General features: G+C 44.2%; 23 protein-coding genes, 1 pseudogene and 1 other annotated feature. Of the genes and pseudogenes, 2 read left to right on the forward strand and 22 right to left on the reverse strand.

The genetic code is table 11. The features are described from left to right. Positions 1-89: 89 nt before the first annotated feature. The 5 genes from GMA13_RS09285 to GMA13_RS09305 all read right to left on the reverse strand — a co-directional run bounded on the left by GMA13_RS09285 (position 90) and on the right by GMA13_RS09305 (position 6860). Positions 90-947, reverse strand: a complete 858-nt coding sequence (locus GMA13_RS09285) for a phosphorylcholine transferase LicD (protein ID WP_255883944.1) — start codon at positions 945-947, stop codon at positions 90-92. A 35-nt stretch (positions 948-982) separates the two neighbouring features. Then, the gene (locus GMA13_RS09290; RefSeq protein ID WP_255883946.1) at positions 983-2044 is read right to left on the reverse strand and encodes a glycosyltransferase family 2 protein; all 1062 of its coding nucleotides are present in this window, start codon (positions 2042-2044) and stop codon (positions 983-985) included. Positions 2045-2132: 88 nt separating this feature from the next. After that, entirely contained in the window at positions 2133-2960 is an 828-nt protein-coding gene (locus GMA13_RS09295) for a DUF975 family protein (RefSeq protein ID WP_255883948.1), read from the reverse strand. After that, positions 2953-4317, reverse strand: a complete 1365-nt coding sequence (locus tag GMA13_RS09300; protein ID WP_255883949.1) for a Sapep family Mn(2+)-dependent dipeptidase — start codon at positions 4315-4317, stop codon at positions 2953-2955. The genes GMA13_RS09295 and GMA13_RS09300 overlap by 8 nt, the downstream gene beginning before the upstream one ends. Positions 4318-4445: 128 nt before the next feature. Next, the gene (locus GMA13_RS09305; RefSeq protein ID WP_255911097.1) at positions 4446-6860 is read right to left on the reverse strand and encodes a YfhO family protein; all 2415 of its coding nucleotides are present in this window, start codon (positions 6858-6860) and stop codon (positions 4446-4448) included. A 306-nt stretch (positions 6861-7166) separates the two neighbouring features. On the opposite strand from GMA13_RS09305, the gene yfbR reads away from it, so the two are divergent. Then, positions 7167-7745, forward strand: coding sequence for a 5'-deoxynucleotidase (yfbR, locus tag GMA13_RS09310; protein WP_255911101.1), 579 nt, complete (start codon positions 7167-7169; stop codon positions 7743-7745). A 198-nt stretch (positions 7746-7943) separates the two neighbouring features. Here yfbR and GMA13_RS09315 read toward each other — a convergent pair whose 3' ends face one another. The 8 genes from GMA13_RS09315 to GMA13_RS09350 form a co-directional block, all read right to left on the reverse strand. Next, positions 7944-9170 (reverse strand): U32 family peptidase, encoded by a 1227-nt coding sequence (locus GMA13_RS09315; protein WP_255911104.1) that lies wholly within the window; start codon positions 9168-9170, stop codon positions 7944-7946. 11 nt (positions 9171-9181) lie between these two features. Then, positions 9182-11026, reverse strand: coding sequence for an endolytic transglycosylase MltG (gene mltG / locus GMA13_RS09320; RefSeq protein WP_255911107.1), 1845 nt, complete (start codon positions 11024-11026; stop codon positions 9182-9184). A gap of 35 nt (positions 11027-11061) precedes the next feature. Beyond that, on the reverse strand, positions 11062-11637 hold the full coding sequence (locus GMA13_RS09325) for a 5-formyltetrahydrofolate cyclo-ligase (protein ID WP_255911110.1): 576 nt from the start codon (positions 11635-11637) through the stop codon (positions 11062-11064). Next, a complete protein-coding gene (locus tag GMA13_RS09330) occupies positions 11628-12170 on the reverse strand; it encodes a DJ-1 family glyoxalase III (protein ID WP_255911113.1) in 543 nt (180 codons plus the stop codon). Before GMA13_RS09330 ends, GMA13_RS09325 begins: the two co-directional genes overlap by 10 nt. 11 nt (positions 12171-12181) lie before the next feature. Then, entirely contained in the window at positions 12182-13036 is an 855-nt protein-coding gene (locus GMA13_RS09335; RefSeq protein ID WP_255883962.1) for a GNAT family N-acetyltransferase, read from the reverse strand. Beyond that, positions 13029-13922: a DUF2156 domain-containing protein gene (locus GMA13_RS09340; protein ID WP_255883964.1), complete on the reverse strand. Its 894-nt coding sequence runs from the start codon at positions 13920-13922 to the stop codon at positions 13029-13031. The genes GMA13_RS09335 and GMA13_RS09340 overlap by 8 nt, the downstream gene beginning before the upstream one ends. Before the next feature lie 257 nt (positions 13923-14179). After that, positions 14180-14986, reverse strand: coding sequence for an FAD-dependent thymidylate synthase (thyX, locus tag GMA13_RS09345; RefSeq protein ID WP_255883966.1), 807 nt, complete (start codon positions 14984-14986; stop codon positions 14180-14182). Positions 14987-15586: 600 nt separating this feature from the next. Beyond that, positions 15587-16552, reverse strand: coding sequence for a hypothetical protein (locus GMA13_RS09350; protein ID WP_255883968.1), 966 nt, complete (start codon positions 16550-16552; stop codon positions 15587-15589). Between the two features lie 1454 nt (positions 16553-18006). On the opposite strand from GMA13_RS09350, the pseudogene GMA13_RS10645 reads away from it, so the two are divergent. After that, a pseudogene (locus GMA13_RS10645) lies at positions 18007-18093 on the forward strand (hypothetical protein); the annotation flags it as partial. 2023 nt (positions 18094-20116) lie between these two features. On the opposite strand, the gene rplL reads toward GMA13_RS10645, so the two are convergent. From rplL to GMA13_RS09400, 9 genes are all read right to left on the reverse strand, one after another. Beyond that, positions 20117-20494: a 50S ribosomal protein L7/L12 gene (gene rplL / locus GMA13_RS09360; RefSeq protein ID WP_255883970.1), complete on the reverse strand. Its 378-nt coding sequence runs from the start codon at positions 20492-20494 to the stop codon at positions 20117-20119. A gap of 51 nt (positions 20495-20545) precedes the next feature. Continuing rightward, positions 20546-21076, reverse strand: a complete 531-nt coding sequence (gene rplJ, locus GMA13_RS09365) for a 50S ribosomal protein L10 (RefSeq protein ID WP_255883972.1) — start codon at positions 21074-21076, stop codon at positions 20546-20548. A 24-nt stretch (positions 21077-21100) separates the two neighbouring features. Then, positions 21101-21247 (reverse strand) — a sequence feature (ribosomal protein L10 leader region). A gap of 40 nt (positions 21248-21287) precedes the next feature. Beyond that, a complete protein-coding gene (rplA, locus tag GMA13_RS09370) occupies positions 21288-21998 on the reverse strand; it encodes a 50S ribosomal protein L1 (RefSeq protein ID WP_255883974.1) in 711 nt (236 codons plus the stop codon). 58 nt (positions 21999-22056) lie between these two features. Next, positions 22057-22482, reverse strand: a complete 426-nt coding sequence (gene rplK / locus GMA13_RS09375; RefSeq protein ID WP_255883976.1) for a 50S ribosomal protein L11 — start codon at positions 22480-22482, stop codon at positions 22057-22059. Between the two features lie 119 nt (positions 22483-22601). Continuing rightward, the gene (gene nusG / locus GMA13_RS09380; protein WP_255883977.1) at positions 22602-23123 is read right to left on the reverse strand and encodes a transcription termination/antitermination protein NusG; all 522 of its coding nucleotides are present in this window, start codon (positions 23121-23123) and stop codon (positions 22602-22604) included. Positions 23124-23147: 24 nt separating this feature from the next. After that, complete coding sequence (gene secE, locus GMA13_RS09385; protein WP_255883978.1) at positions 23148-23414, reverse strand: preprotein translocase subunit SecE; 267 nt, start codon at positions 23412-23414, stop codon at positions 23148-23150. Positions 23415-23428: 14 nt separating this feature from the next. Next, a complete protein-coding gene (gene rpmG / locus GMA13_RS09390) occupies positions 23429-23578 on the reverse strand; it encodes a 50S ribosomal protein L33 (RefSeq protein WP_255883980.1) in 150 nt (49 codons plus the stop codon). Positions 23579-23958: 380 nt separating this feature from the next. Continuing rightward, positions 23959-25362: a radical SAM protein gene (locus tag GMA13_RS09395; protein WP_255883982.1), complete on the reverse strand. Its 1404-nt coding sequence runs from the start codon at positions 25360-25362 to the stop codon at positions 23959-23961. A 97-nt stretch (positions 25363-25459) separates the two neighbouring features. Continuing rightward, positions 25460-26272 carry an MBL fold metallo-hydrolase gene (locus GMA13_RS09400; protein ID WP_255883983.1) on the reverse strand — a complete coding sequence of 271 codons (813 nt, stop codon included), beginning with the start codon at positions 26270-26272 and terminating at the stop codon, positions 25460-25462. Between the last annotated feature and the right edge of the window lie 329 nt (positions 26273-26601).

Genomic DNA, 26601 nt, shown 5'->3' on the forward strand with positions numbered 1-26601 from the left:
AGTTTTATTATTATATGAACCTATTATTAAAAACAAATAGTGTAAATTGATTAAATACAAACACAACAAGGTTTAAACCTGTCTTATGCTCAGCAACACGGCGTATCCAAATCCAGCATATATAAATCGTGGTGCGGAACTTGCTCGCTTTCGGGCGGCAATTTCATATAATCGCCAAACGCCATTTTCAGGTATGTATCGTACCCTACGGGTATCGGCATCATTTCACCCTCAAACTCCTTAAGCACTGCGCTTTCAAAAATCTGCTTGGGGTATTCAAGCGACATATACTTCGGGCCTGCACAAAGCTCTGTAATACTTTCGCAGTCCTTTATTTTATATTTCGACATTTTTCTCTCGGCAAGCCGCCAAATTTTTCTTCTCAGCTTGTCCCCTCGGAATATTCCCAGCAGCACCCTGCTTCCAAACGCTATTATACCGCCGTGCTTTTCGGGAACAACCTGTGCCAAAAACAGCGCATAAATCATAGCCCAAAGCTTCTGTGCTTTTCTTTTAAAGCCTTTTGGACAGCCGTCAAGCGGAAAAACGTCCATTACAAGCCCGTGCGGAACGTCAATATCAACCTGATTCAGCTTAACGCAGGTGGAATTTGTGTCTACTATTGTTGTAAAAATATTTCCTGTGAAAACCTCGTCATCTGTTTTAAGGCAGAGAAAGCGTGGGTTTTTCGAGTATTTTTTCCACAGCTTTGGCAGTCGCTCATAGTCGCTCCTCGGCATAAAAACGTCAATATCATCGTCCCAAGGAATAAAGCCGCCGTTTCTGAGTGCGCCTATACAGCACCCGCCGCAAAAGTAAAACATAAGCTTATGCTCGTCGCAGAACTCCTTAAAATATTTGAGCGTGTCAAGCTCCTTAAGCTGTAATCTCCTGATTGTTGCGCTGTCAAGCTTAACGGGCTGAACGCTTTTGTCAGTATTTTCCATAATGTACACCCTCTAAAAACCAAATTACTCAACACTCAATCCGGTTTCCTGCTTTCCAATTTCTTTTTAACTCTCTCAATTCCACGCTTGGACTTTCTCTTTGCGTCATATCGCCAAAACGGCATTTTCAAAAGTCCCAAAACACTTCCGACCCCGTAGGACAGATGAAGAATCGGAAAAATCAGCGGCAAAAGCAGAAAGTGCGGATATTTTGTTTCAGAGAAAAATGCGCCGACCGTTATCAGCAAATCGAACAGAGCATATACGCACAAAAGCGCAATTAACGGCATAGAAAAGCCGAGCAAAGCTATTATGCCCAACACTAAAATTGCAAGCAAAAGGCAAAGCGGCGCAAAATGAAAGATTGAAATGCACTTTGGGCAAACACCAAGAGTAAGCGCCACCCAAAAGCCGTTGCCAAACTTCTGCTTTATCATTTTGCTAAGACTGCTGCGTATATATTGGTAGGATTTTATCCTTGGGTCACAGCAAATTTTATACCCCGCCTGCCTTATGCGGTAGTGCATTTCATTGTCCTCTGTTCTGCCAAGCTGTTCGTTAAAGCCGCCGACATTGGCAAAAACCTCTGTGCGGTACGCCGCATGAAAAAGCGTGTCAACATATCTGCGTTCATCGCTTTCACGGCGGTAGCTTGCAAATGAGCTGCCAAACATTGAATCCTCCGCCGCAAGCAAAGTCATCTGCCAAGGCGTTTCACTTTCCGCCTTAGTCGGTCTTGCACCGCCGCACACATACTCGCCGCCCTCTATTACAGAGGCGTTCTGAGCCAGAAAGTCGGACGGAATAGTGCTGTGAGCGTCAAGGCGGATTATTACATCACCCGTTGTGTGGGTTATTGCCGTGTTCCAAGCAGCCGCCTGAAGCCTTTTGCGGCAGTTGACCACAACAACGCTGTGATACTGAGTGTTTTGCTCGGCAAAGCTCTCCATCAGCCTTCGTGTGCTGTCGGTAGAACGGCTGTTCACAAGCACAACCTGAGTTTGCGATTTAGGAAAGGTCTGCGCCTTTATATCTTCAAAAAGTCGGGCAAGTGCGCCCTCCTCGTTGTATGCAATTATACAAAGTGAAATTATCATAACAATTTCTCCGAGATATGTCTGTGGTGAAGTGCAGGTTTTTTAAAGCAAAATGACCGCCGCAATTACCGCCACAATTATTTATTATTCATTGCCGCACGTCGGCACACAGCCACTTTGCGCTGTCTGCAAACGATACCATCATATACGGCACTGTGAAAAGCGCAGGCAGGATAAAGAATGTAAGTACAATCCAAGGCATAAACGATACAAGAAGCGAGAAATACTTTTTCTTATTGCCCTTCATCAGCTTAACCGACAGCGCAACCGCATTTTTAGCCTGTTCTTCACTGCCGTCAGCCGTAACAAACAGATACTGCGCCAAAAAGTATTTTACACTCAGCGCAATAAAAGCAGCAATTCCAAGCGACATAAAAAGCACACCTATAAATGTAAAAGCCCAAGAAAACGAGGAAAACAGCTCAAGCTTCTGCAAGCATGCAACAAGCACACCGGGCAAAAACGCAATAACCAACCATAAAAGCTTGCGCAGAACAAGGCTTAAATTAAACCGCAGTGCGCAGGCATACCTGCCTTTTTCAAAGAAGAAAAACAAATCACGGCAGCTTACCTTCTTGCCGTTTGCGGCATTTGCCGCCATTTTGAAAAAGCCCGACAAAAGCGGCAGTGAAAGGGCGAATATAATAAGTATAGCCAATAATAATGCGCCGTAAACAGCAACGATTATCGGCTCGTTTATGTGATTTGAAATCTCCGCAGGCGACGCACTGTCCAAATCAAAGAAAACCACAACGGTTTCAAGTGCGTTTGCAATAGACAAGGGTATAAGCAAAACGAATAACGCCGCCGCAAAACACGCATAGCCGCCCTGCAAATATCCTCTCGCCTGCTTTTTAATAATAGAATTTGCCGTCATATCATCACCAATTTCAAGTAGGAATATTGTATTAATCAAGATTCAGCATATCATACATTGCCTGCAAGCAAATCTGAGCGTGCAGGAAAAATTTTTCCTCGTTAAGCGACTCGTCACGCTCGTGCATATTGCTGTAATCGTCCGGAAAAACAGGGCCAAACGCAACGCCCTTGCCGCCAAGCTCTCTTGCGTATGTGCCGCCGCCTGTTGAATAAAGCTTCGGCTCCTCTCCCATTACAGCCTTGTACGCACCCTTAAGCAGAGTAATCTGCTGTGACTCGTCGGTCAGGTGAAGCGGCTTGTGGTGACACAAAATTTTCACACTCAAGCCTTCCTTTTCAGCCGCCTTGCGTATTCTGTAAAAAATAGCCGAGCTATCCATTGTAACTGGGTAGCGAATGTCAATAGTCGCATTAGCCGAATTTTCAAGCACCGTAACCGTGCTAAGGCAAAGAGTAAGCGAGCCTGACGCACTGTCACGCATTTTAATGCCCAGCGAGTTTCCGTTTGTTTCGGTACTTACCGAGGAATCGAGAAAGCCAATAAGCTTTCCCAAACCACGATAGCCGAAGTTTGAGGTCAAAAGGTCTATAAGCTGTGCCGCCGCATTAACTCCCTTTTGCGGCTCGCAAGCGTGAGAAGCCTTGCCGGTTGCAATTATCATCATACCGTCAATCGTGTATTTAAACTCAAAGTCAACGTCCGTTTTAGCGTCTGCAAAGCGGTAAAGCTGATGCTCGTCAGACTCGGAGCAGTCAAGCAGAACATAAGCCTTGTCAGGCACAGCGTTTACAGCGTTTCCTGCACGAAACTCATTTAAAAATGTTCCGTCATTGTCGGGCGCAGAAATTTCAATCTGCATTATTCCCTTTTCGCTTGTGCAAATGCCGTAATCACAGTCCGGTGTAAAGCTTATGTCGGGCATAGGCTGAGCGCTAAAATACGCCTTAACGTCCTCCATTCCAACCTCTTCCCTTGTGCCGAAAATTGCCCTTAGGGTATTCTTTCCGACTATGCCCTCGTCCTTAAGCGCCTTTAAGCAGTACAGCGACACAATCGCCGCACCCTTATCGTCTGCAACGCCTCTGCCGTATAACCTGCCGTCACGTCTTGCAAGCTCAAACGCACTGCTGCTCCAGCCTGAGCCAGCCGGAACAACGTCAAGGTGAGTAAGCACACCGCACAGCTTTCCGCCGCTGCCGTACTGCACGTGACCCGCAATGTCATCAACATTTTCGGTTTCAAGCCCCATCTCCTGCGCCCTTTGCAGAACAAAATCAAGCGCACGCTTACATTCATCGGTAGATTGCGACGCCACCGATTCAATCGCCACAAGCTGTTTTAAATCGTTTAATATATCTTCCCTGTATTTGAGTATCTTTTCACCAAATGCCATAATCTTCATCTCCGGTTTAATATATTGAAAATGTTATTTGTTAAATAAAAATCTGTTTTATCCTGCTTAATGTTTGATATACGCTGTAAGTGTCAGATTAATGAATGTACGTTCCTTTTTTTCATTATTCATTTTACAACAAAGCTTCTTCTTGTCGGCTTTTTCTCCCACTTACCTCTGCCGAGCAGCATATACACTGCAAATGCCAAAACCGCCGCACCGCTTATAATCAAGCCAAGCTGCAAACCCGGAGTTTTGTAGGTAAACTCAATCTCGTTTACCTGCCCTGCTTTTACCCTTACAGCCATAAAGCCGACGCTTACCTTCTCAACGTCCACACTTTCGCCGTTTACGGTTGCGCTCCAGCCCTTTTCAAACGGCACAGAGAAGAACATCAGTTTATCGCTCTTTTCAGCCGTCAAATCGGCTGTTGCATTAAAGCCGCTGTTTGTATACTCAAAGCTTGTGCAGGTAAGCGACTGTCTTTCCTTGCAGTCGCCAAAATATTCTGCCCCTGTATAGCGGAAGCTTTCGCCGTCTGTCAAGGCTTTTCCTATAATGTCCGAGTATTTCACAATCTGCTCGTCGCTTAGCACCATTGCCTTTAAAAGCGCCAAATGCCTTTTGCTCTGTGCAATCTTATCAAAGTTCGTTTCGGAAATATATTCATCAAACGTAAATCCCATTGGGATATAATATTTATTCTCATAAACCGAGTATCCGTTCATTCTGCCGTAGTATTCATATCCCGGCATCTTCATTTTGCCGTCGGAATCCTCAAACGAGTTGCTGTCGTCAACATAGTCAAACAGCCAGTGAACCGACAAAAAGCTGCGCAGTCCGTAAACCGTAGTGTCCGGTCGGGAGCCTACGTCCCTTGTAACGCCCACCTTCGGATAAAACTCCATAACAGAGCCCGGCACAATGCTGTGGAATGCCTGAATTGTCGGAATTTGGTAAAACATCGGCACATTGTCCATACACTCATAAAAGTCCGACCTTGCAACGTCTGTGTCGGGCAGGTTTATTTCGTCCTGCTTATTAATTACGTGCGGTATAATATAACTGTGCGTATTATAGCTATGTGCCTTGCCAAGCGTAAGAAGGTACAGCGAGCTTGCAACGCTGACAACACAAACACAGGCGTAGCACACTTTTATAAACTTATTTCTGTCCTTCTTCCATATCTGCAAGATAACAAAGAGTATTGCAATGCAGATAAGTGATATTGCAACATACGCCCAGAACCTGTCAGGATATTCCATAAGTCCGTATTTTGTAACGTCCTGCTTTGTTTCGCTGTCACGCTCGGTATACGGCATAAAGCCGATTCCGACAGCTACTGCAAGCGTTATTACGGTTGACCATATCAGCGACCTCTTCCAGTTTATCTGAGTGCTGTCCAGAGCCTTTACGGTTGCAAGCACCATTATCAGCGTGAGCATATAGAACCAGCGGGCATAGTAAACTGCGTTAAACATTTGAAAAGCGCTGTTTAAAATAGGCACAAATGCAAACACAAGCAAAAGCACAATAAGCTTTTTTATCCAGCTTGTGTACTTCTTCGACTGCAAAAATGCGATAGTACCCGTCATACCAAACAGCGGCAGGTACAGCGAAATACTCGCCCACTTTGAACCCGAACCCGGCGTAAAGTTCGGACGAGCCGGAATATCCGGCAGAAAGAACATACTTGTAAATATATGCATATATCTTTGCACAGGCGAATACAGCAGAGCGTCCCAGCCTGCCGGTGCGTTTGAAACTCTCGGATTCTGCGTAACCGCCAGCACAGTAGGCACAAGCAAAACTGCCGTTGCCGCAAAGCCGATAACAACCTCAACTGCAAGGCGTACAAACACACGCAAATTAACCTTAAAGCCGCCTGTAATAACACGCAAGAACCAGTAAATTACAACAAAAACAACCTGACCTACAAAAAAGTAATAATTGAACAGACAGGCGCAAAACACAGCAAGTGCAACTATTCCTCGGCGGTTTGTTTCCATATACTCGTCAATAGCGGCAAGCAGAAACGGGAAAACAAGGATAGCCTCGTGGAAATGGTTAAAGAAAATATTATATATTGAAAACCCCGAAAACGCATATAGTATGCCGCCGATAACGGCATAGTGCTTGTTTCTTACATATCTGCGCAAATAAAGATAAGCGCCAAGGGAGGCAAGACTCATTTTCAGCATAAGAAGCGGAGCCATCATATACGGCACAGCCTCGCTTGGGAACAGCAGAGTAAGCCAGAAGAACGGACTGCCTAAATTATAAAACGTGTATGAGCCGATAATGTTAGCGCCCAAATCGGTGGTATTGCTCCAGCCGATATTACCGCTGAGGATAGAATCGTGAATCATCTGATAAAACGGAATCTGCTGTACGTTGAAGTCACCGTAATACAGAAACAAGCCGTAGTCATACACAAGGAACGGCAAAAACATAAAAAGCGCCATAGCCAACGGCATAAAAAACGCAAGAAGCTTAAACTTTCTGTCTTGTATGCGATACTGCGGTAATCTTGAAGCTTTCAAAATTCTGCCTCCTATAAATGAATTTTTGCCTACGGCAAAGTATAATCTGCCTTATATCAGGTGGAATATTTGTTTTGTAAATATAAAATCTGTCTTTTGGTCAATTTAACGTCGGGCTTTGCCCACGCCGCAATATTGCCGCCCGACGGCACAAGTCGGCATTATATAAATAACATTATACCACACAAAATCGTTTAATGCACTATTTTGAGAACATTTAACAAATAATTAATTGTTGAAAACCACCCTTCTTTTGGTGTAAAATGATATAATACGGATAAACAATGAATAAACACGGAGGAAAATATGAAAAACAACACCTTTTATGCTATGCTTTCACGAATGAAATACATAAACCGCTGGGGACTAATGAACTCGACCCGACAGGAAAACCTGAGCGAGCACAGCCTTGAAACGGCAATAATCGCCCACGCTCTTGCATTAATAGGCAACAAGCGGCTTGGAAAACACATTGACGCAGACCGAGTTGCGGTTATGGCAATATTCCACGATTGCAGTGAAATAATAACAGGCGATATGCCTACCCCCATAAAATACTACAACGCACAGATAAAGCTGGCATACAAGGAAATTGAGTCTGCCGCCGCAGACAAGCTGCTTAGCCGTCTGCCTGAGGATTTAAGGCAGGAGTATGAGCCTTTATTTGACGAGCAGGAAAATCAGCTTTTGCACCGCTATGTTAAGGCGGCAGACAAGCTGTCGGCTTTAATCAAGTGCATTGAGGAGCTGAAAATGGGCAACGAGGAATTCAAAACCGCCAAGCAGTCGATAACAAAAAGCATTGAAGCAATTGGTCTTGATGAAATAAAAATCTTTATGGAAGAGTTCCTTCCGGCTTATTCGCTGACCCTTGACGAACAGTAAGCTATCCGTCAATGCAATATACACAACAAAAACAACCGTCCAACTGCCCCAAGTTGAACGGTTATTTTTAACTTATAATCTTTTTCTAAAGTCGGGCTTATATAAATTATTCCCGCAAATTCATCAAAACATTTCAAAGCAGAGCATACCTCTGCTTTTTTTATTGCCAAAATGTGTTTATCCCGCTTTAATCACGCTTTAATCACGCTTTTTTCTCAGCATACTTCCTGCGGGAATGTTACAGCTTGTTACGGCTTTTAACCTCTGCATCGGGTGCGGTGCGCTGTCAACGCTTTCGCCGTATTCGTTGTACATTTTCTCAATCACAACGTCAAACGGTATTCCGCCGGGCGGCAAAACGTCGAGCGTGTCGCCTGTAAAAAAGCGGTTGCGCTGAATAATTTGTGCGTCTGTGCCGTTTGAGCTGTCGCAGGTTGCAACAAAGTCATAGTGGCGGATATATCCGCCGTTTTCGGTGTTCTGCCCAGGCTGACCGCCAAGATAAAAGCCCTGCGAATACTCACGGTGGCTTATTTTTTCAAGCTCCTGTCTTATACGCTGATGAACCCTGTAATCATCCTTACAGCCGCCGCTGTAAAAGCCGTCGACTGCATGGCGGTATGCGTTTGTAACAACAGCCGCATAATACGCAGATTTTGCTCTGCCCTCTATCTTAAGGCTTGAAACACCTGCCTTGTAAAGCTGAGGAATGTAGTCGATAAGGCACATATCCTTGGAATTATACAGGTATGTTCCGCCGTCTTTTTCCTCAACAGGAAAATACTGCCCCTGCCTGTTTTCCTCATAAAGATGATATTTCCAGCGGCACGGCTGGGCGCAGTCGCCCCGATTAGCGTCTCTGCCGGTCATATAAGCAGAGATAAGGCACCTGCCTGAGAACGAAACGCACATTGCGCCGTGAACAAAAACCTCAATTTCAAGCTCGCTTGGTATATGTGCTCTGATGTCGGCAATCTCGTCAAACGACATTTCCCTTGCAAGCACAACTCGGCTTGCGCCTAAATTATAAAATGCGTTTGCGGCGGCATAGTTTACTATTCCCGCCTGAGTTGAAATATGGCACTCAACAGCAGGAGCATATTTCTTTGCAAGCTCCAGCACTCCCAAATCGGCAATTATAAATGCGTCAACGCCAATGTGCTGACAAGCGCTGAGGAAATCGGGCAAACGTGCAAGCTCGCTGTTTCTTGGCAGAGTGTTGCAGGTAACATATATTTTACTTCCTCTTGTATGAGCATATTCAACCGCCCTTGCAAGCTCGTCTGCGTCAAAATTTTTCGATGCAGTTCTCATACCGAATTCGTGTCCGGCAAGGAAAACAGCGTCTGCGCCGAAGTCAACTGCCTTCATAAGACATTCCATATCTCCGGCAGGCGACAAGACCTCCATTTTGTTGTTATCCATTATATCCGCCCCTACTGTGTATCGTCAGCATCTCTGAGCCCTGCCTTAATTTCATTCTCAATTTGCTGGCTGTAAGTAACTGCATAGTAAGCAACAGCCGCCTCTGTGTCTGTTGCCGGCTTATGGCAGAAGAAGTAATATTCAGTCGAGTTCGGGTTGAGTGCAGCGGCAATTGCCTTTTCGCCGGGGTTGCATACAGGTCCCGGCGGCAGACCCGTAATCTCGTAGGTATCGTAGGAGCTTTTAAAGCTGTCCTTTATATCGTCGGGAACATCGTCCTTAGACAGATACGGGTAGAAAACCGTAACGTCAGACTTAAGCCTGTTCACATCGTAGTCGCCGTAAGGAGTCATACCGCCTGACGAATCTGTTGAAAGACGGTTATAGAATACTGAAGCAATGTTATACATATCGTGCTCGTCAGCCGCCTCAGCCTGAACAAGTGAAGCCACATTGATAACCTGGTCAATTGACATTCCCTTAAGCTCGGCGTACTGGGCAATAGTCATTTCCTCGCTGTAACCCGAATAACGCTTTGTTTCAACATAAATCTTCTTATTGAAGTTGTCGAGGAACTTCTCAACAACGTTGTCTACACTGTCATTTATAAAGAATGTGTAGGTATCGGGGAACAAATAACCCTCAAGCTTGTAATAACGCTCGTCGCTGTTTTGAATTGCGCCGATAAACTCGTAATCCTCATCAAATTTATCGCTTGAGCAAGCCTCCAAAAACTTCTCCATTGAGCATACGCCGTTTTCCTCCAACAGCTTTGCAATCTGGCGGGCGTTAAGACCCTCTGTAAAGCGAACAGAAATTGTTTTCTTCGGGCCTGAGTTATATATAAGGAAATTTAATATAGCCTCATAGTCCATATTAGTTTCCATCTGGTAGCTGCCCTCAAGGAACGGCTCGCCCGCTTTTGTAATGGAAGCGTACAGCTTGAAGAACAGCGGCTCCTTGATGACTCCGCTTTCAACAAGAATATCAGCTACCTCATCAAGCGTTGCATTTGCAGGAATGTCAACGCTCGCTGTCTGAATCGCTTGCGACGCCGCAGCAGAGCCTGCCGAGCCTTCTGCGTCTGTACTAACGGTTGTCGGGCCTGCTCCTCGGCTTATTCCGAGCATATCGTTAGTTCCTCTTATAAAGAACATACCCAAAAGCACAGCGACAAACACAACCATAACAAGCCAAACAAGCTTAAACATACAGCCGTTTCGCTTCGCCTTTTTCTTGCAGCGTTTTTTAACGCTCTTTTTGTACGCCTTAAGGCTTTCCTTGTCGGCAAGGTCCATATTTTTCTTTATCTGCTCGTCGCTGTAACTGCTTATAACAGCCTCGTCCGCTTCAAGCTCTTCATTTTCCCTTTTAGCCGTTGCAAGGGCGTCAAGCTCCTCCGGAGTAAGCTGCGACTCGTCAGACATTCCAAGCTTTGCCTGTGCCCTGCCTGCAAGACGCTCAATCTCCTGTGTTTGGCTTTCACGGTGCTCCTTCGGCGTGAAATTCTTTATAGCCGCATTCTGCTCGGCATAGGTTTCAAGCCTTGGCTCCTTTTCCTTTTTCACACTGTCAAGGTCAGGCTCAACATACACAGGCGCCTCAAAGCGATTTTTCTTTTTCCCCTGTAATTTCGCAGCATCGGCTTTGCTCGGCTTCTCGCTTTCAGACTTTTTTACCTTACGCTTTATATCGCCCAAAAGCTCGTCCACGCTCTCCTCCCTAACTTTTGAGGGTGGAGCGTCGTTAAAGCCGTAGTTGTCAATGTGCAGCTTAAAGCTCTGAACCTTCTTTTTTCTCGCCTCGGCAACAAGCTCCTCCGAGGTCAGCTCATTACCCTTATTTTCATCACTCATATAAACCTCCTGCCGCTGCGTTAAAATACGCAGCGTTAATCAGTATTATAAACAGCCTTATCTGTTATTATCATATCAACCCTGCGGTCGGTGGTGTACCGAGGCAGGCACTCAGTTAAAAATTCATCGGCGCACAAGCCGACTGTAACCCCGCCAAAGCGTGGCAGAAATCGGTCGTAATAGCCCTTGCCGTAACCCAAACGAAAGCCCGAATAATCAAACAGCAAGGCAGGAACAAGGCAAATGCCGCTTAAATCCTCAGCGGCGGCAAGGCCCTCTATCGGTTCTTTAATGCCATATGCTCCCGTTAATAAATCCTCTGCCGAATTTATGTAGTAAAAGTCAAGCTTATTTTCGCTTACGCATTTCGGAACTGCAACCGCCTTATTTTCACTCAGTGCGTGATTAATTATGCACTGAGTATCCACCTCGCTGCCCATTGAAACATAAGCAAAAATCTGCTTTGCGCTCTTGTATTGCGGCAGTGAGATAAGTCGCTCAAAAATTTTAGCGTCAATCTCTGCCTTTTCAAAAGCTGAAACAGCGCTGCGCCTTTGGCGGTGCAGCCGCCTTAGCCTTGACTTTTCTTCCTTAATATTGTTTATCTGCATTGCAGAGCTTCACGCACCTTGCGGCTTTTCTCCTCGCCTGCCAAAAGTGCGGCAACGGCAAGACCAAACTCAATAGCCGCACCTGCTCCCTTGCCTGTAACAATTTTGCCGTCAGTCACAGCAAGCTTGTCTTGGCAGACAACTGCACCCGTAAGCTCCTGTTCAAAGCCGGGAAAGCAGGTTGCTTTTTTGCCCTTAAGCACGCCCATATGACCTAAAATTGACGGTGCGGCACATATAGCGCAAACAGGCAAATCGTTGTCTACACAGTATTCAACGCACGCCTTTACAATTGGCGACTTTTCAAGGTTCAGCGTACCGGGCATACCGCCGGGCAGCACAACCGCCTCAAGTCCGTCTGTTGTAACCTGCGAATCTGCAATATCAGGCACAACCGTAATTTGGTGCGAGCCTGTTATACTGTCGCCGCCGACACCGACTGTCTTAACATCAACGCCACAGCGACGGAGTATGTCAACCGGAGCGAGAGCCTCGGTTTCTTCAAAGCCGTCTGCAAGAAAAACGTATACCATTATTATACCTCCTAATCAAAGCTTAGTCCGAGATAAGCGTTATATTCAAAATCAAGCGGAAATTTGTTATCATTAAGCGGCAAAACCATACCCATTTTTACGCTTCTGCCGTTAAGAATACCTGATGGACAGCGAACACTGAGCCTGCTGACTCCCAATTCATCTCCGAGAGAACACAGCAAGCTTTCGGCAAGCTCCTGCTTACACACAAGCTCGTTTACAAAAACGCCGTATGCGTCTGACGAATAGTACGCATAGCCGTATTCACAGCCAAGCACACCGCCGCCGTAGCAGGCGTTTACCTCGGCGCATGCCTTCAAATGCGATTCGTCCCAAAGCACACTGCCCCTTATACTCTTACATATATTAAACCTTAAACCCGACCATATGTCAAATGAATTTTTTGTTAAACGGCAGGTGTTAAAGTGTTTTTTTCTGTTTTGCTGTATATCGTAGTCAAAAACAGTCGAATGGTAGGCTTCACGGTAACCAAGCCGACTGTAAAATGAATAAAGCTCCTCGCTTGCAGGCTCTAAAACCGAGTAGCAGTCGCCCTGCTTTTCAGATTGAGCAACTGCAAAGCGTATTAGCTGCGTCATAACGCCCAGACCTCTGTACTCTTTCTTAGTAGACGCACCCATAAGGTAGTGAGCCTGAGCAGTGGCACTGTCAAGTGCAATTTCACACGGCAAAAGGTAGAGCGCCGCTATTATTTCGCCGTTAAACCTTGCCGCATATGCATATTTAATATTCAGCACAGCCTTGAACATTATATCCGTTGCCGACGTGCTTTCATTAAAACAGGCGGAATACAGCGACTTAAGCGACTGAACGTCGGCATAATCGGGTCTAAAGCACTCAGCCATTGCGCACACCCTCCCACTGCTCAAGCAGTATTGCAGGCTTGTACGACAGCTTTGCACGCCTTAAGCCCTCAATGCCCATATCTTCCTCACGGTTGATAAGCTCATAGTCAGTGAGGATTTTGGCGAAATAGCAGTTAACAGCAACATAAAGTCCCTCGTAGCCGTCAAGTGCCTTTTCAAAATGCGTTACAAACGCTCTGCGGCTTATCTGCTCGCCCATAGTCATTGCAACAGGCTTGCCGTCTATTCTGATAATTGCACCCTTGAAGTTAAGACGATCAAAATCGTCAAGAGCCAGCTCGATTGCACGCCTTTCAGCAATGGCACTGTCGCTGACGTCTGCGCTTTCATACCACCGGAGTGCAACGGCAAGTGCGTCTGCCTTGTTTGTGCTGTCAATCGGCTCAAAGGTATAGTTATATCCTGCTTCAAAGCGGTTTAAGTGGTTGCGCTTTGAGTGAAGCTTACGTCCGGCAAGGGTTGCAAGCTTTTCTGCTTCGTAAATGTACTCCGCATTGTCACGCTTTTGTTCAAAAGTGAAGCCGCCGATAAGCGAATTTATATATTCCGCCTGCTCACAGTTCAAGCCGACAAAGCAAAGCGGAAAGCCGTTTTCCTCGGCGTAGTCCTTAAGAGCAAGCAAAGGCTCCTTAACGTCGCCAACACCAAGGGGGAACGCAAAGCTTACGGAGCCGTTATTTTTAAAATATCCTCTTAGAATAAAATCTCCAAAGCGGCAGAGCTTTGTGCCGTAATAATGCGCCCAGATGTAGTTCACGCCAAACGGTGCGGAAAGCGTTATTTGCTCCTCACGCTCATTCACAAGCGAAAGAATACTGTTGTACCAATCTATATCGTCAATTCTTACAGTGCTGAATTCAAGCATAAATGCGTTAAAGCCCCGTTTCTGTGTTATTAATAAGTTTAAGAATAGGTTATAATTTTAAGGTTGCCGCTAAAATAATTTCACGGTTTGCTCCGTCCTTTTCCGCCAAATCCAAAACACCTTGTTATGGGTAGGCTTTGCTGCACTGCGAAAAAATATGTTATATTAAGCAAGGTGCAAAGCGGCGACAACCACAATTCTTCACTAATCGCAATTTATTATTCATTGCAAAACGGCGACATTCGCCAACCATTACATTATTTTTCCAAATTCAGGAAATATTCCCTCATCTGCTTCGGCTTGCCGCAGCTCATTTTTCCCTCCGGACATTTGCCGCTCATACAGGACGGACCTGCATTTTTAAACAGCGACGGAGCCGCCTGCTTGCAAAGCTTAAGCATCTGTACGGCAACCTGCCTGATTTCCCACTGTGCCCTGTTGCAGCAGCGGTGTGCAAAGAAATTCCACAGCGCACGTGTGTTCATTGTAACAACAATAGCGGTCGTGCAGGCGTTTGGCAGGATAAAGCGTGCGTCCTCATTCGCCTTTTTTATAATAGCACTGCAATCAGCCTTATCAACTGCCCTGTACTGTTCGATTATTTCATCATTAGTACCGCACAGTGAGGAATTGCGCTTTTTAATTTCCGTGGCGGCAAGTGCGTTTCTGATTTTAGTGTAGGCAGTTCGCTGCTGAGATATTATGCTTTGATACTCCTCCAATGCCTCCTCACAGTTCTCAATTGACGGCGGAGTTACAAAATCAAAGGAATTTCCGTCAACATATCTCTGCGACTGCTGGCTGTAAGAGGCTATGCGGTGGCGCACAAGCTGGTGCGAACAGGCTCTGGATATGCCCTCTATTGCAAAGGTAAAGCTTGCATGCTCCATTGGGCTTGCATGTCCGATTTCTGAAAGCATATTAACAAACGCTTCAGTTTTTTCAATCGTCAGCCCCTGCTGAATTTCGTCAACGCCAACAGGTGAATAGCACAGCTTTGCTGCTGCGGCAACAGTCTGCTCAGGGTTTGGTGTGTGGGCAATCAAATTAACCTTTATCGCCATAATAATCTCTCCAATCCTACATATTAAGCGGCGGCAAAAGTGCGCATGCCTAAACTTATTTCAAACTTCGGCGCACAAACACCGCCCAAACAAACATAATTTGCATACTTTCTAATTTTATCACATTATTCGCCCTTTTTCAAATGCAAATAACAGAAAAAGGGAAACCTGCGAACAACAGAAAATATATCCCTGCAAAGAACAGAAAATAGAATCCTGCAAATAACAGAAAATAGAACCCTGCATAATAACAGACAAATAAAATTCTGCAAATAACAGAAAAATAAAATTCTGCAATAACAGAAAATAGAACCCTGTGAATAACAGAAAAATATACCCCTGCAAATAATAGAAAAATATAATCCTGCAAATAACAGAAAAATGTAACCCTGCAAATAACAGAAAAATAGAATCCTGCAAATAACGGAAAATAGAATCCTGCAAACAACAGAAAAAAATTATCCCTGCAAATAACAAAAAAATAGAACCCGCCGCAAGCTCTCAGTCATACGGCACAAAAAACCGCCCCGGTATACCGAGGCGGTTAAGTACGCTAATTATTTAGCTGTTTGGTTTAAGAAAGATTAATCCTCAGATTAATTATTCAGCAACCTTTTTCTTAGCAGCTACAACAGCTACGCCAAGAGCAGCTACAAGAACGATAGCAAGAACTACGAACGGTGTTGAGTCACCTGTTGTAGTTGTACCGCTGCTTGTTGTTGAAGTCTTAGAAGTATTTGAGCGGTTGCTGCTTGTTGAGCCTGTGCTTGAGTTGTTGCCTGAGTTGTTGTTGTCGCCTGAATTGTTGTTGTCGCCTGAGTTGCTGCTGTTGTTGTCGCCTGAACCACTGTCAAGGCCAAGAAGCTGTCTTGCAACATCAATTTGGAGGGTCGGATCCTCTTCACTCATAGGAAGTGTCGGGAACTCTTCCATAGCCTCAAGCTCTGCATATACAGCCTCAGCTGTTGTGCCAGTTGCCTCAATAAGACCTGCAAGTACTTCCTCAGTTACAGAATCAGGGTTAACTGTGAGGTAGTTTTTGATGTAGTTAGCAACCATTGTTGCGCCGCTCTCTGTCGGGCAGAGTGTTTCACCAACGAGGTTACCGATTGATGTAATGCCGAGGTGAGGACCGTTCTTGCCGCTCTTCCAAGTTGTCTTGGCAGCAGTCTTGTTAGAGTCCATCGGGTTCTCGATCATTGTGTTTGTGTCTGTTATAGCTGTGTCGCCAATGTTGTCGTCAGTCATAACGAGGTCGAATGTCTGAGCGCCTGTGTCGATTGAGAAGATAACCTGATCATACGGGCCTGCCGGAATTTCATAAGACCATGTGTTGCCGTCGCCCTTAGTCATTTTCTCGCCCTTTGTCTGCCATGCATTAAGCTCAGCGCCTGCTGAACCGTAAACGTGGCAGTAAGCAATCTTTGCTACATCCCATGGGCACTCCCAGTAAACTGTACCGCCGCTGAATGATGGCTCTGCAGCAGAAGCTGTTGTAATTGCAACAGTTGCCATAGAAGCTACCATCAATACAGCAATAAGAACGCTAAGAATTTTCTTTGCCATTTTAAGTTTCCTCCTAAAATTTGTCAGAAATTATTTGAAGCCATGCTTCATTATGATAATTATACTCCTCAGTTTAAAAAACTGCAATAGATTTTTTTACAATTTTGTCTTTTTTATCTCTTACATAAAAAGGAGGTAAAAAAACTGTAAAAAATAACGCATTTTTCTTTATTCTTCAAATCCCGCCCCGATTTTTGGGGCGGGATTAAAGCTTTTAACAGCAATTATTGCTTATTCGGAATAATTATTCCTCGTCAGCCTTTCTCTTGCGAGAAACAAAAGCAACACCAAGACCTGCCATAAGAAGTACAGCTACAACTGAAAGAACAGTCATGCTCTCTGATGTTTTAACTGTGCCCTTGTTAGCATTGTTATTATTCTTGTTGTTATCACTGTTTGTAGATGTGCCCGGCTTGTTGCTGGTTGGCTTTTGAGTTTCTTCGTCTGTCGGAGTTTCAGGATTAGACGGCTTCTCAATAGGTGTGCCCTTAGGCGGAATGTATGTGTAGTCCATGTCGTAGTACGGGTTTGCAGCTTCCCCTGCCTCATTGAGGATAAGCTCGCCGTTCTCGTCTACAAGACCCTGGTTTGTCATTGCGCCTGTCTTAGGATCATAGAACTTCCAGTTAACTGTTGCAACTGTCTGTGTAATACCTGTAAGCGGGTTATCAAACTGAGTTTCACCAATTACATATGAAATGCATCCGCAAAGGTCTGTTTCGCCTGTCGGATAGTTGTCATTGTAAACAGGATCGTTCGAATATTCATCTGAGTTGTAGATATCGTCCGGAACTACGTCAGGTGAACCAACGAGGTTGTAGAATGCATCCTCAACGTTGATGTCCTGAGTCTGTCTTGCAGCGTTAGCCTTATTAACGTCAAAGTTTTCTTCGGTCGGAAGTCCGCCGTTGATACCGTTGTTCCAAATGATGAACGGAATGTTTGACTTGCAAACTGCATAGTAAACTGTGCCGTACTGAGCTTCAATTTCAGCTGTTGCTGCTGCAATCTCTTCCTCAGTTGCATCAGGATTCATTGTCTTGAAGTAGTCAATCTTGAAATCTGCAAGGCTCTTTGCAGGCTCGCCCGGCCAAGCACCGTTGCTTGCTTCGCCCTTATACCAGTAGAAGCCAATTTCAAAGCCTTCGTCCTTATAGTTAGTGTTCTCTGTAATCCACGCTTCCGGAGCCTGGAAGTAGTAAATTCTGTAATAGCCGTCCCAATCAGGATCCTCAGGGTCAACTTCTGCCTTCTGGTTGATAATCATACCGTCCGGCATAGGAATACCCTTGTATCTGCCATACTCGTCAACAGTAGAAGCCTCTGTTTCAGTCTCTGTTTCAGGGTCTGTCTGAGGATCTGTCTGAGGATCTGTCTGCGGGTCTGTTACAGGATCAGTTACAGGGTCTGTTACAGGGTCTGTTACAGGGTCTGTTACAGGGTCTGTTACAGGGTCTGTTACAGGGTCTGTTACAGGGTCTGTTACAGGGTCTGTTACAGGGTCTGTTACAGGGTCTGTTACAGGGTCTGTCTCTGTCTGAGTTTCAGTCTGAGTCTCTGTCTCTGTTTCTGTCTCTGTCTGAGTTTCTGTTTCTGTCTCTGTCTCTGTCTGAGTTTCAGTCTCTGTTTCTGTCTCAGTCTGTGTTGACTCTACGTCTGCGCCAAACTCGCCTGTTACTTCGTCATACCAAACTGTAACAGTTGAGTTGTCGTTTTCTACATAAACAACAGGGTTTGCGCCTACTCCGTCCGGAATCCACTTTGCGCCGTCAACTGTAATCTTGTATTCATAGCCGTTGACTGCTTCTGCTGCAACGCCTGTGTATACCTTCTCATAACGAGCTGTATCCTCGTTGTAAGTCATAATGTTGTTGTCATCTGTTGCATTCCAGCTTGATCCGCAAAGGTCCTCGTTACCTGCAACTCTGTAAGTGTGGTTTGTAATTTCAAATGCTGAGTTACTCTCCCACTTAACTTCGCCTGTTGCAGCGTTGAATGTTACCTTAACGTCATCCTGTGCACTGATTGCGCCGCCAACATTACCGTCTGCCGGATATGATACGCCGTCTGACCAGTCAGGAAGTGTAGCTGATGTTACCTTGAACTCGAATGAGAACGGGTTTGTCTCAGATGCACCTTCGCCAACCTGTGAGAATGTAATCTCATAAAGACCTGTCTCCGGGTTGAGTGTCATCTTGTTAACTTCTGCACCCGGTACCCAGTTCTCGCCGTTGCAAAGTGCCTGAACGCCTGCAACATACCAGTCTGTGTCAGCCGGAATTGTCTCAGTCTCAGTTTCTGTCTGAGTTTCAGTCTCAGTTTCTGTTTCTGTCTGAGTTTCTGTTACAGTCTCTGTCTGAGTTTCTGTTACAGTCTCTGTCTGAGTTTCTGTTTCTGTCTCAGTTTCTTCCTCACCGAGGGCAGCCTTTACCTTCTCAGCAAGCTGCTCGTCGATAGCGTACTGTGTCCACTTTTCAGTTTCAGCTGCTACTGCCTGCTCCCAAGCTTCGTGTGCTGCTGCATCGTCTTTACTCGGCTCTGGGTTAAGCTTGATGAAAGCAGTAACCTTGTTGCTAATAAAGTTATTAACAACCTGCTCAACTGTTTCAGAAGGAAGGAGTGAACCAGTTACCGGTGTACCGTCGGCATATGTCTGTGTTCCGTCAGGAACAACATTGCCAAGTGAAGAAAGAACAAGGTGCGGACCGCTCGGTGTACCGTCGCACTTAGCAACCGGACCCTTCTTTGATGAATCCATAGGATTCTCAAGCTGTACTGTTGTATCAATAGTAAAGGTCTTGCCAATGCACTCAGGATAAAGTGTTGTGTCATAAGTCTGGGCACTTCCGCCTCTCTTGGCTATTGAGAAAATAACCATATCCCACTGTGGCTGTGTGCCGTCTTCAAGAACGTCAGGAAGTGATGTAATCTCATAAGACCAAAGGCCATTGCCGAGACTGGTCATTTTTTCCTTAGCAACCTGCCAAGATGTGTTTTCCTGACCGCCGTTTACCCAAATATGAGCATAAACATTAACTTTTTTCGGATTGTCGCCGAATTCGTCAATCCAAGCCTGCGGAAGCTGGAGATTAATAGTTCCAACTGTATCAGCAGCGCTTGTTGTTATCATTCCGACGCAAGCCATTGAAATCAGCATTACTGCTACAAGCACAATGCTAACAATCTTTTTGCGCATTTTTTGTTTCCTCCTATTTTTTTGTAAGATAATTTCCGAAGCATGCACTACTTCAGCGTCATAATTATACTACATGAAGAACTAAACTTCAACTAAATTTAGAAATTTTGCAACAATAAAGTTACGAATTGTTTAATTGTCATAATATACATTACAATTTTGTCACAAGTTGCACAAATCATATTTTTTGTTAAGCAAATAACCAAACGTGCTTTATTCATTACGGGCTGCGCAAACAGCAACCTACGCTATGTTTTCAATTAAACGCCCGAATACATCCCGATATTTACGCTTTTTTGTCACCGGCAACAAAAAAAGGGGCGGAATAATCCGCCCCCAAATGCTTGAAATATTCAGCTAAGCTTAAATTACTTAACCTCAACCTCTGCGCCAACCTCAGCAAGCTTTGCCTTGATAGCCTCAGCGTCGTCCTTAGAAACAGCCTCTTTAACCGGCTTCGGAGCGTTGTCAACAAGCTCCTTAGCTTCCTTAAGGCCAAGACCTGTGATCTCACGAACAACCTTGATAACCTTAATCTTCTCAGCGCCAGCGCTCTTAAGAACAACGTCAAACTCTGTCTTCTCTTCTGCAGCAGCAGCAGCGCCTGCAACCGGAGCAGCAGCAACAGCAACCGGAGCAGCAGCAGAAACGCCGAACTCCTCTTCGAGTGCCTTTACAAGCTCGCTGAGCTCAAGAACTGTAAGATTCTTAACATCTTCAATTAACTGTGTAACCTTCTCTGACATAATAAGTACCTCCAAAATTTTAATAATACTTTTTTGATTTAATATTGTGGCTTAAGCGCCCTTCTTTTCTGCAATTGCGTTAAGAACGCAAGCAAGGCCTCTGATATTACCGTTAAGCACAGTAACGAAGCCGCTGATTGGTGCGTTGAGTCCTCCGAGAGCCTTTGCAACCAATACTTCCTTGCTTGGAAGCTTTGCAAGGTCCTTAATCTCATCAACGCTCAAAACTCCGCCGTCAACATAACCCGACTTTATCTCAAAAGCCTTGTTCTTCTCTGCGTACTCACAAAGAATCTTTGCTGCGGCAACATAATCCTCTTCACTTGTTGCAAGAGCGGTTGTACCCTCAAGCACCGGGTCAAGACCCTCAATGCCTGCGTCCTCAGCAGCTCTCTTAAGAAGAGTATTCTTAACTACCGTGTATTTAACCCCTGCCTCACGCAAATCCTTTCTTAGCTTTGTGTCATCAGCAACGGTAATACCCTTGTAGCTTACAAGAACGCCTGCTACTGAACCCTTAAGTCTTTCAGACAGCTCAGCAACGACAGCCTTCTTTTGTTCAAGAATTTTCTCACTTGGCAAATTTATTCACCTCCGCATTTGACATTGTGCATAAAACAAGCCCCCCTGACGTGCAGAGGGGCAGAATAATTTTAAATAAAATTTAAATAAAATTACACTGTGACCTCGGCAGGCAGGAAAATCCTTTATGCATTATGCACCTGCTGTCTTAGGAAAAGAACAGCTTTAATTATAATACCATACAGAGCAAGCTCTGTCAAGTATTTTTTAATCAGCCTTCAGCGCTCTGGCCGCCAACCTTGTTCGGGTTGAGGCGCACTGACGGACCCATTGTGCTTGTTACAGCAACAGATTTGATATACTGACCCTTTGCAGCAGCCGGCTTAGCCTTTACAATAGCGCCCAGAAGAGTGTCAAAGTTCTCCTGAAGCTTCTCTACGCCGAAGGAAGCCTTGCCTATTGGGCAGTGAATGATGTTTGTTTTGTCAAGACGGTACTCAATCTTACCTGCCTTAGCCTCTTTAACAGCCTTAGCAATGTCAGGTGTAACAGTACCTGCCTTCGGGTTTGGCATAAGACCACGAGGTCCAAGGATTTTACCAAGACGGCCAACAAGACCCATCATATCGGGTGTTGTAATGAGCACGTCAAAGTCCATCCAGTTCTCCTGCTGAATCTTCTGCGTCATATCCTCTGCGCCTACAAAGTCAGCTCCTGCCTCTTTTGCAAGCTTTTCGTTGTCGCCCTTGCAAATTGCAAGAACCTTAACGTTTTTACCTGTGCCGTTCGGAAGAACGATTGCACCTCTAACCTGCTGGTCAGCGTGACGGCTGTCAACGCCGAGCTTAACGTGAACTTCAACAGTCTCGTCAAACTTAGCCTTAGAGGTCTTAATGCAAAGGTCCATAGCCTCGGCAGTATCATAATATTTTGTCTTGTCAACAAGCTTTGCGCTGTCAACATATTTCTTTCCGTGTTTCATTGGTTTGTCCTCCCTGTTGAGTGGTAAAATCGGATTTAGTCCTCCCACCCGGGCTTAATCAATCGACAACTTCAATGCCCATGCTACGAGCTGTACCGGCAATCATACTGATTGCTGAATCTACGTTAGCGGCATTTAAGTCAGGCATTTTCTGCTCTGCAATCTTTTTGACCTGCTCACGGGTTATCTTTGAGACCTTTGTCTTGTTCGGCACGCCGGAACCTTTTTCAATTCCGCATGCTTTCTTGATGAGTACAGCTGCAGGCGGCGTCTTTGTAACGAATGTGAAAGAACGGTCTGCATAAACTGTGATTACAACCGGAATAATCAAGCCAGCATCATTTTTTGTGCGCTCGTTAAATTCCTTTGTGAACGCCATGATGTTTACGCCGTGCTGACCGAGAGCCGGACCAACCGGCGGCGCCGGTGTAGCTTTTCCTGCAGGTATTTGCAGCTTAATAAAGCCAACTACCTTTTGAGCCATTTTTTTGCACCTCCAAAATTCGTGGTAATTTGCGGAGCGGTGAATTATTTTACGCTCCTCCCACAAGGGGCATTGCCCCTCAATAATAACATTCGGCAAGCCGAGTGATTATTAACGAGTTATTCTACAAGTTCCGCCTGGTTAAGCTCCAATTCAACGGCGGTATCTCTGCCGAACATTGAAACAGTAACCCTGACGATGTTTTTGTCGATGTCAATTTCATCGACAATGCCCACAAAGTCCTCAAGAGGGCCGTCGGTAACTCTGACTGAGTCGCCAACCTTGTAGGCAAGCTCAACTTTCTGCGATTCAACACCCATTTTCTCGACCTCAGCGTCGGTGAGCGGAATCGGCTCTGATGACGGGCCAACAAAGCCCGTGCAACCACGTATGTTTCTTACAACATACCAAGTTTCGTCTGTATATACCATTTTGATAAATACATAACCGGGATAAATTTTGCGCTCAACCTCACGTGACCTTGAGTCCTCAATTTCAGTCACAATTTCAGTCGGCACCTTAACCTCTCTGATTAAATCCTGAAGACCTCTGTTTTCAACAGTTTTTTCAAGATTTGAAGCCACCTTGTTTTCATACCCGGAATAGGTATGAACAACATACCATTTTGCTTCATCAGGCATTGTTATTCACCCTCTCCGTGTCAATTAGGTTCCGCTTGTCTGCATAATAAGACCGAGCAGAGCGTAAAGTCCTCTGTCAAGTCCGAATATGAACAAACCGATTACAACAATCACAGCAATTACAATTCCCATATTCTTGAAAACTGACTTTGGTGTGGGCCATGTAATCTTTTTAATTTCGCCCTTGCAGTCACGGAGATATTTAACTATTCTTGAGAAAACATTCGGCTTTTTTGCTTTGCCGGCAGAAGCTTTTTTGTCTGTCTTTTTCTCGGCGTTTTTCTCAGCCATTTTAAACCCTCCGCTTACTTCGTTTCCTTATGAAGAGTATGTTTCTTGCAGAAGCGGCAGTACTTGTTCATTTCAAGTCTGTCCGGATCATTCTTCTTGTTCTTCATAGTGTTGTAGTTGCGCTGTTTACATTCAGTGCAAGCCATAGTAATTTTAACTCTCATTAACGGCACCTCCGATTTTCGGATTAATATTCTTCGCCGGAATACCGGCTTAAGCCTCCCTCAAAAAGGGCAAAAAAATAAACCCCTTTTTACGAGGTACACTTATTTTAACACATAATAAACTGATAGTCAATAGCTTTTTAACGCTTTTTCCATATTTTTTTCGGCAAGCTTCTGCTGCACGAAGCTTGCCTTTTCTTTTGCCTTTAATATACATATAAAAGAGGCTTGGAATTAAAATTAAACGCAAGGAAAACAAAATTTACGTTGTACCAATTATAAACTTTGCAAAGCCCTCCGGGTCAGATATTCTGTATTGTTTATCCCTGCAAAGCGGGATTTAAAAAATATATGTGTGCAAGCGGACGGTTTTCCGATTACTAATTTGGAAGATTTTTCAATTCTTTTTTCAAATCGTGCCTTACGCTCCAATGCCATAAATACTCTCCAAGGAACAAGGCTTTATGCACAGCGTCTTCAAAAATCAGTGCTTTTACCAAACGTTTTACGGAATAAATTCTTTTGCTTGCGTCTATGTGTTCCAATTGCAATTCATACGGCGTCATATTTTTAGGACGATGAACTGTGTTTCCGTTATATTTGTCCCATCTCCGGTGCAATAGACGCTCTTTGTTTTGCTCATAAGCCGGTGTGCCGGGAACAAAATACATACACTGTATTAAAACTCCCTGAATCTTGTTTTTAATAACAAAATCTGCCAATGCTTTTCCGCAGCCTTTTTTCTGATTATCTGAACCAAGAATAAACAGTCCCCTTACGCTCAGCCCGTGCTTTTGAATATTTCTGATAGAGTCCTCAATTTCATTTACCGTACTTTTTTTATGATAAGTTGAAAACGATTCATCATCAACAAATTCAATACCCATATCAAGCTCAAAAAAACCGGCTTTCTTGAGCAAATCTAAAATTTCATCATCAAAGCCAACTTCATAACGAATTTGAATATTAAATCTATATTTAATACCACTATCTATAATTGCATTAAGAACAGCTTTTGCCCATTGTCTGTCTGCAAAAAAATTATCATCGGTAATCCATAAATCTTTGAACAAGCGAAAATGCTTTTTATGAAAGAAATCAATCGAATATTTGATATCGTCAACAACATTTTGCGGAGTTCTGGTTCTGACTTTTCTTCCGAAATGTCTTACCAACGCACAATAATCGCAATTGTGCGGGCACCCCCTTGACGCGTGTACCTGCGGCCATATAGTCATATGCCCTGTCATTTTTTGATAATTATGAATTAAACTTCTGTCAGGAATTATATCAATATTAACAGGCGGGTTCGGTATGCCTGTGCTTGTAATTTTCCCTTGCTCAATCCACGCAACGCCTTTAAAATCAGGTTTTTTGTTATTTTTTATTGCATCAATCAGCGGAAGAATGGTTTCATCGCCTTCTCCGAGCATAACATAATCACAGTAGCGAACCGCTTCTTCATAATTCATTGAGGCGTGAAGACCGCCTAAAACAATTACAGCCCGACTGTTCTGTCTAAAATAATTTGCAAGCTCATATCCTCTGATAGCTGCATATGTAAAAAAGCCCATAAAAATGATATCCGCATCCAGCACATCAGACATATCTATTTTCGAGATTGACTCACTATACATATATGTATCGGAAATTTTTCTTTTAACTATTGTTGCAAGTGTATTTAAGCCGACGGACGGTGTTCTTATATATCTATCATACACTGCATAATTTATTATTGACTTTCGATATGGTCTGTTGCCCGGTTCAATAAATCTAATTTTCATATATTTACTGCCTCCAAAAATTCCAATTTTGAAACGATATGTTTTTAGCTGTCAGCTAAGCGTTTTTTATTCGTATAGCAGTTTATGAATTAGGAAACTAAAATTCCATTACCAGCCCAACTTTAAATTGTCTTACTATATCCCCCAACTCTTCTTTTAAAATTTTAAATGATTTTTTTCCGGTGCAATGTCCCGTATATAAATATTTGATGCCGGTATTCTTTATATCTTTTGCAAACTCCCTGACTTTGCTCTCAGGCTTATTAAATATATGGAATCCACCAATAAGTGCAAGCACCTTTTTTTGTGGATATGTTTTTGCTACCTCATTTATTATATTTGCCACTCCGCCATGAGAACAGCTATTAAAGATAACTAAGCCTTCCGGCGTATCAAAAACAAGACTCTGCTCGTGAGAAAAATTGTCAGGAACCCACCCATCCGTCGTCCTTTGATACATTCCTTCTCTTTTCCCTATATTTTCAAGTCCGGCAGTTTTATGTGGAATCAGGCTTATTCCATCACTGATTTCATAATCACCTGAGGTATATACAATTCTGTTCTTATATGTAGCAAGAACACCTTTTGGGATTCCTATATATTTATGAAATATCCACTTTCCTGCGTAACAATTCTCAGCACAACCGTCCTGCAAATAGAATAAAGCTTTATCATTTATCTCAAAAAAATCCCTCATCCCATTAGCATGGTCGTAGTGCGCATGGGACAATACAGCTAAGTCTATGTCTTTCAGCGAAATATTAAGTTTTCTCGCATTCTTTACAAACAGATTCGACGCTCCCGTATCTAAAAGTATCTTTTTCCCATTATATTCAATATAAATGCTCAATCCCCATTCACCGGGAATACCATCATTTTTTATATTATCAACAATTACCGTTGCTTTCATATTGCTTTAATCTCCTATGTCACTATTATTTTCCTTCGTGCTGAATTTCTCGGTTGTAACCGCTGTGTTCACCCTGCCCCAACATAAAATTACAAGCCCTTGTATATTTAAGTATACATCATAATTGTAAATATTCAAGTATTCTGACCGCCTGCGGAATTGTAATTGTCGGCTAAATCCTCCTCTGCTCATCAAAAGTTAAAATCAAAACCACCCGTCTAACGGGTGGTTTGCACAAGGGCTATAAGCCCAAGCTACCGGCCAGCGCCTAAAGACGCTGGCTTTCACTTTAGTTCAAGCCTATTGCCTTTGCCTCTTTCGCCGCCCCT

Source organism: Ruminococcus sp. zg-924, from assembly GCF_024433635.1.
Lineage (GTDB): Bacteria > Bacillota > Clostridia > Oscillospirales > Acutalibacteraceae > UBA7067.